This is a genomic window from Klebsiella sp. RHBSTW-00215 (genome assembly GCF_014103785.1).
Taxonomy (GTDB): Bacteria; Pseudomonadota; Gammaproteobacteria; order Enterobacterales; family Enterobacteriaceae; genus Klebsiella.
The window spans coordinates 5358746-5374082 of record NZ_JABXQS010000001.1; the positions used below are offsets into that span (position 1 = coordinate 5358746).

16 protein-coding genes and 1 pseudogene are annotated in these 15337 nt (G+C 49.5%); 6 read left to right on the forward strand and 11 right to left on the reverse strand.

Annotation, left to right across the window (positions count from 1 at the left end; translation table 11 throughout):
* Nucleotides 1-13: 13 nt before the first annotated feature.
* Nucleotides 14-1000, reverse strand: coding sequence for a D-cysteine desulfhydrase (dcyD, locus tag HV127_RS25575; protein ID WP_182239664.1), 987 nt, complete (start codon nucleotides 998-1000; stop codon nucleotides 14-16).
* A 95-nt stretch (nucleotides 1001-1095) separates the two neighbouring features.
* Entirely contained in the window at nucleotides 1096-1896 is an 801-nt protein-coding gene (gene tcyJ, locus HV127_RS25580; RefSeq protein ID WP_182239666.1) for a cystine ABC transporter substrate-binding protein, read from the reverse strand.
* A gap of 201 nt (nucleotides 1897-2097) precedes the next feature.
* Between tcyJ and amyA the strand changes: the two genes are divergently transcribed.
* The gene (amyA, locus tag HV127_RS25585) at nucleotides 2098-3585 is read left to right on the forward strand and encodes an alpha-amylase (protein ID WP_182239668.1); all 1488 of its coding nucleotides are present in this window, start codon (nucleotides 2098-2100) and stop codon (nucleotides 3583-3585) included.
* 47 nt (nucleotides 3586-3632) lie between these two features.
* Here amyA and yedD read toward each other — a convergent pair whose 3' ends face one another.
* Nucleotides 3633-4049: a lipoprotein YedD gene (gene yedD, locus HV127_RS25590; protein ID WP_181485751.1), complete on the reverse strand. Its 417-nt coding sequence runs from the start codon at nucleotides 4047-4049 to the stop codon at nucleotides 3633-3635.
* A 460-nt stretch (nucleotides 4050-4509) separates the two neighbouring features.
* Between yedD and rcsA the strand changes: the two genes are divergently transcribed.
* A complete protein-coding gene (gene rcsA, locus HV127_RS25595; protein ID WP_182239670.1) occupies nucleotides 4510-5133 on the forward strand; it encodes a transcriptional regulator RcsA in 624 nt (207 codons plus the stop codon).
* Between the two features lie 42 nt (nucleotides 5134-5175).
* On the opposite strand, the gene dsrB is transcribed toward rcsA, so the two are convergent.
* A complete protein-coding gene (gene dsrB, locus HV127_RS25600) occupies nucleotides 5176-5364 on the reverse strand; it encodes a protein DsrB (protein WP_112213245.1) in 189 nt (62 codons plus the stop codon).
* Between the two features lie 131 nt (nucleotides 5365-5495).
* On the opposite strand from dsrB, the gene yodD reads away from it, so the two are divergent.
* The gene (gene yodD / locus HV127_RS25605; RefSeq protein WP_112213244.1) at nucleotides 5496-5711 is read left to right on the forward strand and encodes a YodD family peroxide/acid resistance protein; all 216 of its coding nucleotides are present in this window, start codon (nucleotides 5496-5498) and stop codon (nucleotides 5709-5711) included.
* A gap of 330 nt (nucleotides 5712-6041) precedes the next feature.
* Here yodD and dgcQ read toward each other — a convergent pair whose 3' ends face one another.
* From dgcQ to HV127_RS25620, 3 genes are all read right to left on the reverse strand, one after another.
* Nucleotides 6042-7709 carry a cellulose biosynthesis regulator diguanylate cyclase DgcQ gene (dgcQ, locus tag HV127_RS25610; protein ID WP_182239673.1) on the reverse strand — a complete coding sequence of 556 codons (1668 nt, stop codon included), beginning with the start codon at nucleotides 7707-7709 and terminating at the stop codon, nucleotides 6042-6044.
* Nucleotides 7710-7816: 107 nt separating this feature from the next.
* Nucleotides 7817-7996, reverse strand: a complete 180-nt coding sequence (locus tag HV127_RS25615; protein ID WP_110274359.1) for a DUF2158 domain-containing protein — start codon at nucleotides 7994-7996, stop codon at nucleotides 7817-7819.
* A 76-nt stretch (nucleotides 7997-8072) separates the two neighbouring features.
* Nucleotides 8073-8984, reverse strand: coding sequence for a DUF808 domain-containing protein (locus tag HV127_RS25620; RefSeq protein ID WP_182239675.1), 912 nt, complete (start codon nucleotides 8982-8984; stop codon nucleotides 8073-8075).
* A 183-nt stretch (nucleotides 8985-9167) separates the two neighbouring features.
* Between HV127_RS25620 and yedA the strand changes: the two genes are divergently transcribed.
* Nucleotides 9168-10079, forward strand: coding sequence for a drug/metabolite exporter YedA (yedA, locus tag HV127_RS25625; RefSeq protein ID WP_182239677.1), 912 nt, complete (start codon nucleotides 9168-9170; stop codon nucleotides 10077-10079).
* Here the strand turns inward: yedA and HV127_RS25630 are convergent.
* Genes HV127_RS25630 through drpB form a run of 4 tightly spaced genes read right to left on the reverse strand, consistent with a single transcriptional unit; the run spans nucleotide 10054 to nucleotide 13038 of the window.
* Nucleotides 10054-10548, reverse strand: a complete 495-nt coding sequence (locus HV127_RS25630; RefSeq protein WP_182239679.1) for a very short patch repair endonuclease — start codon at nucleotides 10546-10548, stop codon at nucleotides 10054-10056. The two genes, yedA and HV127_RS25630, sit on opposite strands and share 26 nt — an antisense overlap.
* Nucleotides 10529-11962, reverse strand: coding sequence for a DNA cytosine methyltransferase (locus HV127_RS25635; RefSeq protein WP_182239681.1), 1434 nt, complete (start codon nucleotides 11960-11962; stop codon nucleotides 10529-10531). Before HV127_RS25635 ends, HV127_RS25630 begins: the two co-directional genes overlap by 20 nt.
* A gap of 56 nt (nucleotides 11963-12018) precedes the next feature.
* Complete coding sequence (locus tag HV127_RS25640) at nucleotides 12019-12714, reverse strand: phosphohydrolase (protein ID WP_182239683.1); 696 nt, start codon at nucleotides 12712-12714, stop codon at nucleotides 12019-12021.
* A 42-nt stretch (nucleotides 12715-12756) separates the two neighbouring features.
* Nucleotides 12757-13038 (reverse strand): cell division protein DrpB, encoded by a 282-nt coding sequence (drpB, locus tag HV127_RS25645; protein WP_182239685.1) that lies wholly within the window; start codon nucleotides 13036-13038, stop codon nucleotides 12757-12759.
* Nucleotides 13039-13679: 641 nt separating this feature from the next.
* On the opposite strand from drpB, the gene HV127_RS25650 reads away from it, so the two are divergent.
* Both HV127_RS25650 and HV127_RS25655 read left to right on the forward strand, forming a co-directional pair.
* Nucleotides 13680-14741 carry a porin gene (locus HV127_RS25650; protein ID WP_182239687.1) on the forward strand — a complete coding sequence of 354 codons (1062 nt, stop codon included), beginning with the start codon at nucleotides 13680-13682 and terminating at the stop codon, nucleotides 14739-14741.
* A 47-nt stretch (nucleotides 14742-14788) separates the two neighbouring features.
* Nucleotides 14789-15025: pseudogene (locus HV127_RS25655) on the forward strand (H-NS family nucleoid-associated regulatory protein); the annotation flags it as partial.
* Nucleotides 15026-15337: the final 312 nt, after the last annotated feature.

The window sequence follows — 15337 nt, forward strand, 5'->3', positions numbered from 1 at the left end:
TATTTGTTCTGCATTAGATATGAGGATGATAGGCGAACAGCGCGGGCGCACCGCCAGTATGAATAAACAAAATCGGCCCTTCATCCTTAAAGCGGTTTTGGTTGATACCATCAATAAGCCCGGCCATCGCCTTTCCGGTATATACCGGGTCCAGCAAAATACCTTCAAGCTGCGCCAGCAATCTTACCGCGTCCATCCCTTCATCGTTTGGCGTGCCGTAGCCAGGTGCAAAATAATCATCCCACAGCTGGATCCCTGCCCTGGCTTCCAGCTCCAGGCTGTTTGCCACCGCTTGCTGCAACGCAATCACTTTTGGCAGTTGGTCAGCAACTTTGCGCGAGACGGTCACACCGATCAATTCAGCATTCGGCATCAGTTGTTCAAGACCCACGGCCAGGCCGGCATGAGTGCCTGCGCTACCGGATGCAACAACCACAGAAGACAGCTCAACCGCCCCTTCACACTGCTGAGCAATTTCCAGCGCGCTTTCGACATAACCCAGTGCGCCAAGGGCATTAGAACCCCCAACCGGGATCACATACGGGCGATAGCCCTGGGCTTCAATTCGGGTCGCCAGTTCTTCCAACTGGGCATTAGGATCGGTCAGCGCATCACACATCTCAACCTGCGTATTAAACAGATCAAGCAGCAGGCGATTGCCGTTCGTCAGATAGTTTTCGGCGCGGGTCCCAATCGGGTTTTCCAGCAGCGCTACGCAGTGCAGGCCTAGTTTGGCCGCTACCGCCGCCGTCTGGCGAACATGGTTTGACTGGATTGCCCCTGCGGTAATCAGCGTATCCGCGCCCTCTCGCAGCGCATCTGCCGCCAGAAACTCAAGCTTACGCAGCTTATTGCCGCCCATCGCCAGTGGCGTAACATCATCGCGCTTGATAAAGATTTCACGCCCCAGGTGATCGGACAAACGCGGCAGATATTCCAGCGGCGTTGGCGCGCCAATCAGTTCCAGACGCGGGAAAAGGGTTAAATTTTGCAGTGACATAAGACCTCCAGACTGAGTTATCCCTAATTATGCACGCAGATACGCGCGAAATAAAAAAAGGCGCTATCAAGAGCGCCTTTTTTCACCGCTGGTCGTTATTTCGTCACGTCAGCGCCAAACCATTTTTCCGACAAAGCTTTGAGGCTACCGTCTTTTTGCATATCCGCAATGGCGCCATCAACCGCTTTCAGCAGGTCTTCGTTACCTTTACGCAGCGCAACGCCAGACTCCTGCCGGGAGAAAGCTTCACCGGTGACCGCCAGGGTATTGTTGGTTTTCTTCACCAGATCGAGCGCCGCCAGACGGTCAACCAGGATGGCGTCGATACGACCTACGCGCAGATCCTGGTATTTCGTCGGGTCATCATCATAAGTACGGATATCGACACCCTGTACATTCTGGCGCAGCCACTCTTCATAGTTGGTGCCCAGGCCAACGCCAACTTTCTTACCTTTCAGGTCGGCTGCGGTTTTAATCACGCCTTCGTTACCCTTTTTCACCAGCGCCTGAATACCGGATACGGTGTAGGGGGTAGAGAAGTCATATTTTTTCTTGCGCTGATCGGAAATGGTGACCTGATTAATCACCACATCAATACGTTTGGAATCCAGCGATGCCAGCATGCCGTCCCATTTTGTTGGCTTGAGATCGGCCTTCACGCCAAGATGCTTCGCCAGCTCATTAGCAAAATCCACTTCGAAACCGGTAAGTTTCCCATCATCACCCTGATAGCTGAATGGCGGATAAGTGCCTTCCAGACCTACACGCAGGGTGCCACGCTCTTTAACCTGATTGAGCAAATTTTCAGCAGCAAACGTTTTTGTGCTGACGCCAGCCATTAAAAAGACGGCCATCGCGCCCATCAGCGCCTGGCGACCCAGAAGTGCTAATTTCATAGAGACTCCTAACAGAGTGATATTTTGCTCTAGTGTAAGGCGTTTAGCCTCAGCTACCAACATCGATAAGCTACATCTTATTCCAAATAATTATATATGATGCCTTTTAGTACATAGTGAAAACGAAGCGTAAATTCCTCCATTTTGCTGGATATCTCTCATACTGCAATGGTCAGCTTGATGACGTCTGGAGCATGGAAGATGAAAAACCCCACGTTATTGCAGTGTTTTCACTGGTACTACCCGACCGGCGGTGAACTATGGCGTGAAGTCGAAGCCCTGGCACCAAATTTGAATGAAATCGGCATCAATATGATTTGGCTGCCACCTGCTTACAAAGGCGCCTCCGGCGGTTACTCCGTCGGCTACGACAGTTACGATCTTTTTGACCTCGGCGAGTTCGATCAAAAAGGCTCTGTTGCGACCAAGTATGGCGATAAATCCCAACTGCTGGCCGCCATTGCGGCTCTACGCCAGCACGATATCGCCATCCTGCTCGATGTGGTGGTCAATCACAAAATGGGAGCCGATGAAAAAGAGGCCGTGCGCATCCAACGTGTCGATGAGCAAGACCGCACGCAAATTTCGGAGGAGATAGTGGAGTGCGAAGCCTGGACGCGCTACACCTTCCCCGTTCGCGCAGGGCAATACTCTGAATTTATCTGGGACTACAAATGCTTTAGCGGAATCGACCATATTGAAAATCCGGATGAAGACGGCGTGTTTAAAATCGTCAACGACTACACCGGCGAAGGTTGGAACGATCAGGTCGATGATGAGATGGGTAATTTCGACTACCTGATGGGCGAAAATATCGATTATCGCAATCGGGCAGTAACCGAGGAGATTAAGTACTGGGCGCGCTGGGTCATGGAGCAGACCGGGTGTGATGGTTTCCGCCTTGACGCGGTTAAACACATTCCAGCCTGGTTTTATAAAGAGTGGATCGACCACGTCCAGGAAGTGGCGACAAAACCGCTGTTTATCGTTGCAGAATACTGGTCCCACGAGGTGGATAAGCTTCAGCAATATATCGCGCTGGTCGACGGTAAAACATTGCTGTTTGATGCGCCCCTGCAGATGAAATTCCACGAGGCATCGCGCCAGGGTCGTGACTATGACATGAGCCAGATTTTTAGCGGTACGCTGGTCGAAGCTGATCCTTTCCATGCCGTAACGCTGGTGACTAATCATGATACGCAGCCGCTTCAGGCGCTTGAAGCGCCAGTAGAACCGTGGTTTAAACCATTGGCGTACGCGTTGATTCTGCTACGCGAAAATGGGGTGCCATCGGTTTTTTATGCCGACCTCTTCGGTGCCAGCTATGAAGATACCGGAGGTGACGGCCAGACCTACGCCATTGAAATGCCGGTTATCGAGCAGTTACACGAACTGATCGATGCCCGTCAGCAATTTGCTCACGGTGTTCAAACGCTATGGTTCGATCATCCAAACTGTATCGCCTTCAGCCGCAGCGGCACCGAGGAAGATCCGGGCTGCGTCGTCGTACTTTCAAATGGCGATGATGGAGAGAAATCACTCCCTCTCGGCGCAAACTATGGCAATAAGCGCTGGCGGGATTTTCTTAACAACCGCGAGGAAGTGATTGAAACCGATGATGAAGGCAACGGAGTTTTCACCTGTAACGGCGGCAGCGTTAGCGTTTGGGTAATTGAAGAAGTGCTCTAGCAGAAAGGAAAATCGCGGGCTGAAAATGGAATCAGCCCGCTAATCAGCTATTGTTCGTTTTTATCCGTCACGGCCTTTTTCCACGCCACTTCGCACTCTGGAGTGAGGCGATCGACCCGCTTTAGCGTCATACGATCGTAACGTAACGTATTGCCTTCGCGTTCGACAGGATAAACATCCAAAGCAGAGGTCACGTTGTAGACCGCGTCATCGCGTTTCATTAATTTACCCGGCACGGTAATCACCCGCTGCCATTGTCGGCAGTCAAGGGTATCGCCATCTTTGGTCACAATCAGGCTAGCAATTGCATCAGGACTCATCATTTCACTCTGCGGACCCGCCGATTGCCAGTATCCTTCCAGCCCTGCGGGCGCTGGCGCCTTAACGACATCGCTATAGTTATCAACCTGAACGCATCCGGTCAGAGCCAACAACGCGCCAGCAAACACAATCTTTTTCATCATTCATCCCACAAACCGATAAAAAAGCATTGTGGCATTAAAGCGTTAAGCCCGCCACTCTTCCTGGGAGGAGGTGAATGAAGCAAGATCGTCGTACATAACAAGCAAGTGACATCAACATTCCATAGGCATATGTTAAATTATTCTTACCCATCAATTTCAACTCATCATTTACAAGGTGATAATTTAAGCACTCAATATAAGGATAATCCTATTTTAAAATAATCCAAAAATGGCAACCTTATATGTCACGGGTATTTATTGTTTTTAAATCTTCCACATAGCGATTCACAGCCTTTACTTTGAGAATATTCCTGGCAGATTATAGGCATTATTTCAAAATAGTTCAGACTGCTTAATGGTTCCAGCATAGCAGCTGTTTGTTTATGACTAACTAAAATGGACTTCATCGCGCTTGTTGGCGAAGGATAAATTATCGTTACGTGTTGATTGAGGATGGGCCATGTCAACGATTATTATGGATTTGTGCAGTTTTACCCGGTTGGGATTAACCGGGTATCTGGCTAGCCGGGGGATAAAGAAGCGCGATATCACTGAGGTACATAACGCCGCTAGCCTGAAAGCACTCTGCGAGGCGTGCCGCCCGACAGTGGTATTTATCAATGAAGATTGCTTTATTCACCAGCAAGAGAGTAACCAGCTTATCCGGCAAATCATCAATCAGAATCCAGGTACGCTTTTTTTTATCTTTATGTCGCTGGCGAATATTCATTTCGAACACTATCTGCTGGTACGCAAAAACTTGCTTATTAGCTCAAAATCACTGACTGCAAAAGACCTTGACGATATTCTGGCCAATCGCCTGAAGTATGAGAATTATCGCACTGCACGGATTAATATCCCAACGCTTACCCTAAGCCAGACTGAATCAAATATGTTACAAATGTGGATGGCCGGATATGGGACCACCCACATCTCCGCACAGATGAACATTAAGGCTAAAACCGTTTCATCGCACAAAGGCAATATTAAAAAGAAAATTCAGACTCACAATAAGCAGGTGATTTATCACATTGTGCGGCTGGCCGAGAACATTACTTCCGGGATCCACGTCAATGTACGTTGAAGAGTACTGGCGGCAGAAGCCGCCAGCGTGCCTGATTGAGCATTAATCTTCTTTTTCAACAAATACGCCGTCAGAATGCCCTATCTCGTTGAAAAACCAGATCCCCAGGGGATAGTCTTCCAGCGACACCAGATACATTACCCCCTCGCTAAACGACTCTATTGCCAGCACAACTCCCGATCGACGTGGGCCACCATCGGTCTTTACCGTGACACGATCGTTTACCTGCATAACTCATCTCCTCTATTTTTGAGCCAGTGTAGAACAAAACGGACGATCGCGCAGCGCTCACCCCCATAACTGATGTTTTTGTAAACCATCTATACTTAAACAGCGTATCCGGGTTAAGCGAGGTAGCCAGAATGAATACCGCCAAACAGAGCAAGGGCGGGGAAAGTGTCGATGTTGACGCCCTGCTGGCAGCGATTAATGAAATCAGTGAAAGTGAGGTACAGCGAGCGCGGGACGATCCGCATCATGTAAGCATTGATGGTCGTGATTATCACACCTGGCGCGAGCTGGCTGAAGCCTTTGAACTTGATGTTCATGACTTCAGCGTGACTGAAATCAATCGCTAATTCCAGGCGAAAAAAATCCCGACTCGCACGAGTCGGGATGAAACTTGCTAATGCAAGAAGCACTTGAAAATTCGTTACACCAGGAAATCCGATGCGTTGAAAACATTACCCTCAATTATTTTGCATGACAATAGTCATTCATGGAGTAAATTATTGAGAAATATCCCTAATATCACCATCACCGCTGGCAAGGCTTACCAGGCAAGGGATTGAGCGGTTCGTTCTTCTACGAACGGCGGTTCATAAGGAAATATTTTTTAAGATAAATCTCATCAAAGTAACTATCACAGATGACCTGGCGAACAATTCATCCACCATACAAATGTAACATTATCCTTCAGCACAGACCTGATTACGCCCATTTTGCTTAGCCAGGTACAGCCGATGATCGGCAATCGACTGCAAGTTTTCAAAGTTGAACTCATTTGAATCGTCACTACTACTTACGCCAAAGGAGGCACTAATACGCAGACTCGACCTGTTTCGCAGTAAAATCTCGCGGCCATTGATGCGAACTCGAATCCGTTCTGCAATGGCTGCCGCTTCATGTAGCGTCGTATTCGGCATCACAATACAAAACTCTTCTCCGCCGACCCGACCAGCAAGGTCGCCCTCGCGAATATGACTCGCGATAGTACTGCCCACCAGCGACAATACGCGATCGCCGGCCTGATGCCCGTGTCGATCGTTAACGCCTTTGAAATAGTCCAGATCGAGTTGAATCACCGCGATCGGTCGTTTCAGACGCTCGCTTAAGGTGGTCGCCTCGCTAGCGCGTTCGAACAGCGCACCTCGGTTTAACAAACGCGTCAGCGCATCATGCCAAGCTCGCCACTCAAGAGACGTTTGCAACACGCTCATATTGCGCACCATTCGGCGAATAACCAGCCAGGAGATCATCAGCATCAGGGTGAACATAAGCCACATCAGCATCAAAGCAATGGTGATGCGGCCAAAATCATCGCGAACACCTTCTTTAAGCGAGTGAATACGCAGCAGCACTCCGTCGAAGTTACGTAGTTTTTCCCAGCTGATATAACGGGTTAATAAACGAATCCCCCCCTGATTGCCATGGGAAAAAACGCTCCGCAGCTGTTCTTGTTCCTGCGGTGATAACAGGGTTAACACGTTATCAGATGCGGAAGACGCAATTAAATTGAGGTGATTATCATAAAGTTGATATTCACCTTCCTGGCCATTCTTTACTGCGTTAACAAGGAAGGTCCTCATTTCGCGTACGGAGAAATCCATCGCCAGTACGCCTAGCCAGTAGCGTTGATAATCAAGAGGGATAGAGGCCGTCACCACCTGCGCTTCGCGCTGCGGTTCATCACCAGGAAAAGTTTGCCAGACAATACCGCGAGCCGGGTTATTACGCTGCGTTTGCTGAATAAACCACGAAGCGCTAATTGCCCGTGAATACAGCCCCAGCGCTTGAGTCGAATTCTTCGGCGGTTCCGTAGTGATAAAAAAACCGCTGCGCGAAACGTACAGCATACGCTCGGTAAAGCCCCGGTTGTTATTGGCCAGGCGCAACAAATACCCGAGTTCAAGGCTCGCCATCAGCTCATTACCGGAAAAAGGAGTATCGCGAGAAAGAAGATCGTCACTATCGACAAAAGCATCGGCTACACCATACACGGGAAGCGTCCGCCGGTTATGTATCTCGACGGACCATATTGGCTCATGCCGCTTTTCTAAATAATCCTGCTCGGCCTTTCGCAGCACCGCAAAATCCAACGGAGTTCCCAGCGCCGACTGCATGCCGTTGCGAAAAAAGATCATTCTGTCGATATTGAACTGCAGCAGGCCATCCAGTTCATGGGTGACGTTTTCAAGATTGTTGCGCTGATTTGCAACGTACGCTTCTTCCAGGATCTTGACCTCACGCCATATCAGCAGCGTGGAAAAGCAGAAAACGATAAAAAAGCAGAGATTAACTACATATCCGGGGCTTAACACACGGCGAAGTTTTTTCACCCACATCGGCTTATCCATCGTTCTCTCGCAGCACGGTCAAAGAAGCAAAGGTCATCAACGTCCCATATTAGTCAGGTACTCAATCATATAAAAAACGCCCGACTCATGTCGGGCGCTTATCAGGTTCAGGAATGATTCGGCTTCCCTCCCCCTCCGCGGATTAATTCATCCTCGCGAAATGCTTCGCGCTTAACACCATGACCGTCATACCAACGACACTCAACCATACCGCTGGCGAAACCGGTCACGACCATGCGTGGGCCGCCATTTTTCCGCCTTACTTCATCACTGACCAACAAGACCATTTTTTGCCTCCGGTATCAGGAAGAAACAAACTTACCTTAGACGAAGCTGAGCCACTTTGCACAACCTGGAGCTAATTTACTCCGCAGGGCGACGCAAACTGGCGATGGCTTTCACGCCAGCCAGCACCACGGCACCAACGATGAACCCCAGTACCAGGTTCGCTACCATCGGCAGCAGCGAAGCAATCATACTATTCTGCCCCAGAGCCAGATTTTCGATGGCCAGGTACAAAGGGTGAATTCCATGAACCACAATGCCGCCGCCAACCAGAAACATCGCCAGCGTCCCTACTACAGAAAGGGTTTTCATCAGGCGCGGTGCAATAGCCAGCAGGGCTTTACCCAACCACTGCGCCAACGTACTGGTTTTCTCCACCAGCCAGTAACCCATATCATCGAGCTTAACAATGACCCCTACCAGTCCATACACACCCACGGTCACCAGCAGAGCGATACCAGACAGGATGAGAATCTGATTTAACAACGGCGCTTCGGCCACAATACCAAGGGTAATCGCGACAATTTCAGCTGAAAGGATAAAATCAGTGCGAATTGCCCCTTTCACTTTATCCCGCTCAAAGGCCATTGGGTCCTGGTTTGCCAGAGCCTCAAGCCGCTGTTGGCGAACCTGCGGATCTTCTTTATGTTTACGGGCCTGCAAGGTATGCAGCACCTTCTCAACGCCTTCAAAGCATAGAAACGCGCCGCCCAGCATGAGTAACGGCGTAATGGCCCAAGGAATAAACGCGCTGATTAATAACGCCAGCGGTACCAGAATCACTTTATTAATAAATGAACCTTTGGCAACTCCCCAAACTACCGGCAGTTCACGATTAGCCCGCACGCCAGTAACCTGCTGAGCATTAAGCGATAAATCGTCACCCAGCACGCCTGCCGTCTTTTTCGCCGCCAGTTTTCCCATGACAGAAATATCGTCAAGTAAAGTTGCGATATCATCCAATAAGGTTAAAAGACTACTTCCCGCCAAAATTGCATTCCTTCATTTATGGTTATTCCTCCTGAAGTATGAAGCAAAAGCGCTTTTTCGCCCACAGGTGTCTAGAGTCAACAAAAATTTAACCATAGCAGACGAATTAAAGCGCTCGCCAGCACGATAGTTTTCACGTTTACTATGTGTCCCCTTTCTATCTCTGCACCATCGTGAGGAAGTATGTCTACCCGTCAGCTGTTACCGCTCATCGGGGCGTTGTTTGCGCTGTATATCATTTGGGGCTCCACCTATTTTGCCATTGCTATTGGCGTGGCCAGTTGGCCTCCGCTGATGATGGCCGGTGTGCGCTTTCTTTCCGCAGGCGCGGTGCTGACCGCATGGCTGCTGGCAACCGGGCATAAGCTTCCTGCGCGAAAACCGCTGCTCAACGCAGCGCTGATTGGTATTTTACTGCTGGCCGTCGGTAACGGCTTTGTCACCCTCGCCGAGCACCAGCACGTACCATCCGGGATTGCAGCGGTGATGGTCGCGACGGTACCGCTATTCACGCTATGTTTTAGCCGCTTTTTTGGTATTGCGACTCGCAAGCTGGAGTGGTTAGGTATCGCCATTGGCCTCGCGGGGATTGTGCTGCTCAACAGCGGTGGCAACCTTAACGGCAACCCGTGGGGTGCGCTGCTGATTCTTATCGGCTCGATGAGCTGGGCCTTTGGTTCCGTCTACGGTTCGCGAGTTGAGCTGCCGACGGGGATGATGGCGGGTGCTATTGAGATGCTGGCGGCAGGAATTGTTCTGATGGTTGCCTCCGTGCTGACTGGCGAAAAATTAACCCAGATGCCATCCTGGTCCGGCATATTGGCCGTCGCCTACCTGGCTATATTTGGCTCTCTTATTGCTATTAATGCCTATATGTATCTGATTCGTAACGTGACGCCAGCCGTTGCAACCAGTTATGCCTACGTTAACCCGGTGGTCGCCGTACTGCTCGGCACCAGTTTCGCCGGGGAGAGCCTGTCGCCGGTCGAGTGGCTGGCGCTCGGGGTTATTATCTTTGCAGTGGTGCTGGTGACGCTCGGGAAGTACCTGTTCCCTGCACGCAGCGAAATTACCTCTTGTAAGGCAGAGAAGTAATCTTCAGCAAGCCAATGCCTTGAGTGTCGATCTGCGCGCTGTCGCCACCGCCGCAGATCCACTCTTCCAGACGCTCACCAAGCGCTTCATCACTTAACTTCTGCCGCCCACGTAGCGCGCACTCCCAAACCACCAGCACCCGCCATCCCTGCTCTGACAGCAGCCCAATATCGCGACCATCGCGCGTCACGTTCTTGCCGATCTTATCCAGCCAGAACCCAGTGCGCGTCGCGGGGACTTTAAACAGATAGCAATCATGATGATGCCAGAAACAGCCGTGGGTAAAGATAACGCACCGATAGTCGGTCACCACAAAATCCGGACGCCCCGGTAGCGCGGCATCCTGGACGGTAAAGGAAAACCCAGAGTGGGCCAGCAGCCCCGCCAGCCGTTTTTCAATCGCGGTATCGCGGGTGCCGATCGCGCGCATATTTTTGCTGCGGGTGGCTTTATCGTGGACGTCGGCCATGGTTATCCTCGCGCTCGCGCCAGGCCACCGCCAGCGCAATACGCGACTCCAGCAACTTCGCCACCGCGGCAAACACAGGCACCACAACCGAGTTGCCAAACTGGCGATAGGCCTGGGTATCCGATACCGGAATGCGAAAATGGTACCCCTGCGGCGTCTCAAACCCCATCAGACGCGCGCATTCGCGAGGCGTCAGCCTGCGTGGACGACGAAGCTGGTTTTCAGGGTCATCAAAATGCTTTTCACCCAGAGGACGATCCCAGCCGCGATCGATGAGGATCTCCGCACCATCTTTGTAGTAGCGCGCCGACAGCGTACGCGCCACGCTGTGCGGATTCATAGGGTCAACTAATCCGTAACCAAAGCCGTTACCCCGCTCCTGGTGCTTACGCGCATAGCGATAGAGATACTTCCACAGCACCTGGGTGAGAATAAATTTAGCATCCACCGCGGGCTCCAGCAGCTCGCCAAATGTCAGGCGCTTAGCCGGATAGAGCGTGGAGATATCACGTAGGGTAAACCCTTCATGCAGTTGCAAATCGCGACGGAAGCCAACCAGCACAATACGCTCGCGGTGCTGAGGTAAAAAATGGCGTCCATCGATGACCTTCGGATCGTCCGCTCCGGTATGATCGGCATCGGCGACTTCATAGCCCAGCTCGTCCAGCGTCTGCATAATGATGCGAAACGTCCGCCCTTTGTCGTGACTCTTTAGGTTTTTGACGTTTTCCAGCACAAAAATAGCGGGTTGCCTGGCGGCAATAATCCTGACAACGTCAAAAAACAGCGTCCCTTGCGTTTCGCAGGCAAAACCATGCGCCCGACCAAGAGCATTCTTCTTTGATACGCCAGCCAAAGAAAAAGGTTGGCAAGGAAAACCAGCCAGCAGAACATCATGCTGCGGGATAGCCTCGCGAATATGCTGTGCCGCTTCCTCATCGCTCACATCCTGACGATGGCTAAGGGTAATATCGCGAATATCCTCATTAAAACGATGCTGCTCGGGGTCGCAGTACCAGTTGGCTTTATAGGTACGCACCGCATGCTTATTCCACTCGCTGGTGAAAACGCATTGCCCGCCAATCGCCTCGAAACCATTACGAATACCGCCGATACCGGCAAACAGATCGACAAAGCGGAATCCGTAGTGCGGATGATGCGCTGGCGGCTGCGGCAGGAGAGTCAACAGATGGGCTCTCTCCTGTGCGTTTAAACGATTTGCTGCATGAGGCACCGTCGCTACGCGCTTCAGGATGGCCGGGCTCCAGTGCTGCTCACCAACAGAGATTAACTGTGCCACCAGCGTTTTTACATCGTATATCGCCATCATTTGACGCAACAACGCCTGGGCATCCTCTCCGTTATGCTCGGCCTTCAAAGATGGGGGACTTTCCTTGGATAAATTTTGCGCCATAACCTCAACCAGCCCGACTATTTTTGCAGAGGTTACCATAAATAGCGCAAGCCGTTTTATGCCAGTGGTTCAAAGCGCTGTAAAACCGCTTCATCAAGGGCCAGAGGGTCTCCGCAAAGCTCCGCACTTAACTTAGCCATAAACTGCACCAGAAAACGCGCATTGTGCACCGCCATTGTCCTGCCCTTTTCGGTTTGCATGGTTTCAGGCAAGCGCAACAACTTGCACTGGAAATGATCCAGCGCGTACTTCTTGTCATTTAATTCGCGTCTATCGGCAAAGGGATCGTCGGCATCAAACAAAATATTGTTGAGCGCGCCGGACACGGCAAAAACGCGCGCCAGGCCAATCGCCCCCAATGCTTCGAGTCGGTCGGCATCCTGGACAATCTTTGCTTCTTCACTCTGCGGGGGAATTGCAGCGCTAAAACTGTGCGCTTCTATAGCATGCAAGACCGCCGGATAGCGGTCTGCGGGGAAGTCAGGAAAAGATGACTGCAGGATGGCCAGCGTTTTTTCCGCCGCCATCGCCGAGGAGCGACTTCGTTCAGGATGATTTTTCGCCAGACTGATGATGTCATGAAAATAGCAGGCGGTCAGGATCACCAGCCGATCAACATCAGTATCTTTGGCCAACTGCTGAGCCGTTGCCCAAACCCGGCGAAAGTGTGAAATATCGTGAGCAGAATCCTCTTGCGAGTGATGCCCGATTAACCAGGATTCAAACCGTTGCTGCCAGCCAACAAGTTCCATGCGCGTTCCTTTGTGATAAGGCCAGAAACGAGCATAGCAACTTTAATCGTGATGTTCATACATCTGCGGATTAGGTCGCGTGTACCAGGCGATCGCACCGAGAACGACGCCAACGATACCCAACACCAAAAAACCCAGCAGCGCACCGATCCATTTACCTGCCGTAGAACCTAACTCGCCGTCAATCGTCACGCCTGGTACACTCTGGATCTGCCCAACAACCCACCAGTAGCGCGCCATCGCCCAGAGGAAGTAACCGCAAAAGACGTAAAATGCCCACAGCGCAAGTTTACCTCCAGGACTCCTTTTCGCTTTATCTTCCATTAGCTTACTCCCCATTTACTCAACAACAGATACCGCCGACGGCAGTCAAAAATAGTGACATTCGTCACATTATATAATAAAAATGCTTTCCAGACAGCAGATCTCTCTATCCTCTTTGAGCCTGGGTCTCGCTCCATGCGGCCTACTGCCAGCCGCCATATATTTTCAATGAATTCTATCTTATTTTAAATAATGCAAATTGATGAAAGCAGGTGAGAATTTCCCTGCACTTTCTGCTGATTCCATCTAAACAAGATTAATACCCTAAGTTTATTCCCCGTAAAGTCTCATCACCCCATCATTTTGAAATGGCGCATGCAAAAAACGAATTTACCCGTGGACATTAGTCACAAAAATATAAATTACAAAATCATTTAAATTGTAAATTTCATCAGTAATACAAATTGCTTATAAAAACACATAACTTCATGTTATTGAAAAACATAAACACAAGAAATAAATTAAAACGAATTAATTGATTTTAAATATAAAGAATCACCAAGAAACATTTTGTAATATTAGATATAATTTACTTACATCTTTCATTTAAAGAAAAATGAACTTAATCGCTAGTATCAAATAGTCTCCCCGGAGGGAATGACAACATTCATATTAATTATGATTAAAAGGGAATATATATAATGAAAAGAAAAGTACTGGCAATTCTGGTTCCAGCTTTATTAGTCGCTGGTGCCGCTAACGCAGCAGAAATCTATAATAAGAACGGCAACAAACTGGATTTCTACGGCAAAATGGTTGGCGAACACATCATGACCCATGATGGCGACAACAACAACTCTGACGATACCTCTTATGCACGTTTTGGTGTCAAAGGCGAAACTCAGATTAGCAGCGAACTGACCGGTTACGGCCAGTTTGAATACAACATCAAAGCGGACAAACCAGAAGGCCAGCAGGCTGATGATACTCGTCTGGCGTTTGCAGGCCTGAAATTCGCTGAATACGGCTCATTTGACTACGGCCGTAACTACGGCGTTGTTTATGACGCAGCGGGTTACACCGATATGCTGGTTGAGTGGGGCGGCGACGGCCTGGTCTACACCGACAACTTCATGACCGGTCGTACCAACGGCGTTGCTACCTATCGTAATACCGACTTCTTCGGCATGGTTGATGGCCTGAACTTTGCCCTGCAGTATCAGGGTAAAAACAACGACACTGATGCGAAAAAAGCCAACGGCGACGGTTTCGGTTTCTCTGTTAACTACAACATCGACGGCTTCGGCTTAGTAGGTGCTTATAGCAACGCTGACCGTATTGACGAGCAAGCTGCGGACGGTAAAGGTGAAACAGCAGAAGTTTGGGATCTGGCTGCCAAATATGATGCAAACAATGTTTACGCATCAGTTATGTATGGTGAATCCCATAACATGACCCCAATGGAAAAAGGTGGTTTCGCCAACAAGACTCAGAACATTGAAGCCGTTGTTCAGTATCAGTTCGACTTCGGTCTGCGTCCGTCTCTGGGCTATGTCTATGCGAAAGGCAAAGATCTGGGTCCAAGACAAGATACCAATGCTGATATCATGAACTACGTTGAACTGGGTACCTGGTACTACTTCAATAAAAACTTCAACGTATACACTGCATACAAATTCAACCTGATGGATGACGAAGATGCAGCTGTTACTGGCGCGTCTACCGACGACCAGTTCGCTGTAGGTATCACCTACCAGTTCTAAGTTTGTTAATTAATCTCAAGCCCGCCTCGTGCGGGCTTTTTTTGTTTTTGGCAACTCTGGAAGAGATGCTGGAAAAACTCTCTTCTGTCGCTGAAGATTGTCGTAAGGAAGAAAGTACCGTCCGTAAAGAACAAGAAGAACGTCAGGCTAAATTACAAGCCTTCCGCCAGAAACTGTTAGAAGATGGTATTGATCCTGCTGAACTATTCGCAGCGGTTGGTTTATCTCATCCTAAAACCAAATCGGCACGCACTCCACGCCCTGCTAAATACAAATATACAGATGCATTGGTGCTTTAGCATACCCGTTTGCATATTACGCTTTAGAAGTATCAGCACAGAGGATAGTGTCAAAAAAATCCTGGGACAGACATTTTGGTGATTTAGGTTCATCAAGGGGGTTGTTCTTGTCCATTTATATATTTTGTATATTATTTATCACTCCTCTCCTTACATTATATTTTTTCATATCAAATAAACACCAAAATATATTATAAGTTAAAATTAATTCAAATCACGACAACATAGCTTACCATTTTAAACGCTTTAAATTATTTTCATAACGATCGTAACCTTCCTTATTCCCATTCTTACATG

What these genes read in the sequence shown, in the direction of transcription:
- dcyD (WP_182239664.1), bottom strand. Translation starts at nt 1,000, where the DNA reads ATGTCACTGCAAAATTTAACCCTTTTCCCGCGTCTGGAACTGATTGGC.
- tcyJ (WP_182239666.1), bottom strand. Translation starts at nt 1,896, where the DNA reads ATGAAATTAGCACTTCTGGGTCGCCAGGCGCTGATGGGCGCGATGGCC.
- amyA (WP_182239668.1), top strand. Translation starts at nt 2,098, where the DNA reads ATGAAAAACCCCACGTTATTGCAGTGTTTTCACTGGTACTACCCGACC.
- yedD (WP_181485751.1), bottom strand. Translation starts at nt 4,049, where the DNA reads ATGATGAAAAAGATTGTGTTTGCTGGCGCGTTGTTGGCTCTGACCGGA.
- rcsA (WP_182239670.1), top strand. Translation starts at nt 4,510, where the DNA reads ATGTCAACGATTATTATGGATTTGTGCAGTTTTACCCGGTTGGGATTA.
- dsrB (WP_112213245.1), bottom strand. Translation starts at nt 5,364, where the DNA reads ATGCAGGTAAACGATCGTGTCACGGTAAAGACCGATGGTGGCCCACGT.
- yodD (WP_112213244.1), top strand. Translation starts at nt 5,496, where the DNA reads ATGAATACCGCCAAACAGAGCAAGGGCGGGGAAAGTGTCGATGTTGAC.
- dgcQ (WP_182239673.1), bottom strand. Translation starts at nt 7,709, where the DNA reads ATGGATAAGCCGATGTGGGTGAAAAAACTTCGCCGTGTGTTAAGCCCC.
- HV127_RS25615 (WP_110274359.1), bottom strand. Translation starts at nt 7,996, where the DNA reads ATGGTCTTGTTGGTCAGTGATGAAGTAAGGCGGAAAAATGGCGGCCCA.
- yedA (WP_182239677.1), top strand. Translation starts at nt 9,168, where the DNA reads ATGTCTACCCGTCAGCTGTTACCGCTCATCGGGGCGTTGTTTGCGCTG.
- HV127_RS25630 (WP_182239679.1), bottom strand. Translation starts at nt 10,548, where the DNA reads ATGGCCGACGTCCACGATAAAGCCACCCGCAGCAAAAATATGCGCGCG.
- HV127_RS25635 (WP_182239681.1), bottom strand. Translation starts at nt 11,962, where the DNA reads ATGGCGCAAAATTTATCCAAGGAAAGTCCCCCATCTTTGAAGGCCGAG.
- HV127_RS25640 (WP_182239683.1), bottom strand. Translation starts at nt 12,714, where the DNA reads ATGGAACTTGTTGGCTGGCAGCAACGGTTTGAATCCTGGTTAATCGGG.
- drpB (WP_182239685.1), bottom strand. Translation starts at nt 13,038, where the DNA reads ATGGAAGATAAAGCGAAAAGGAGTCCTGGAGGTAAACTTGCGCTGTGG.
- HV127_RS25650 (WP_182239687.1), top strand. Translation starts at nt 13,680, where the DNA reads ATGAAAAGAAAAGTACTGGCAATTCTGGTTCCAGCTTTATTAGTCGCT.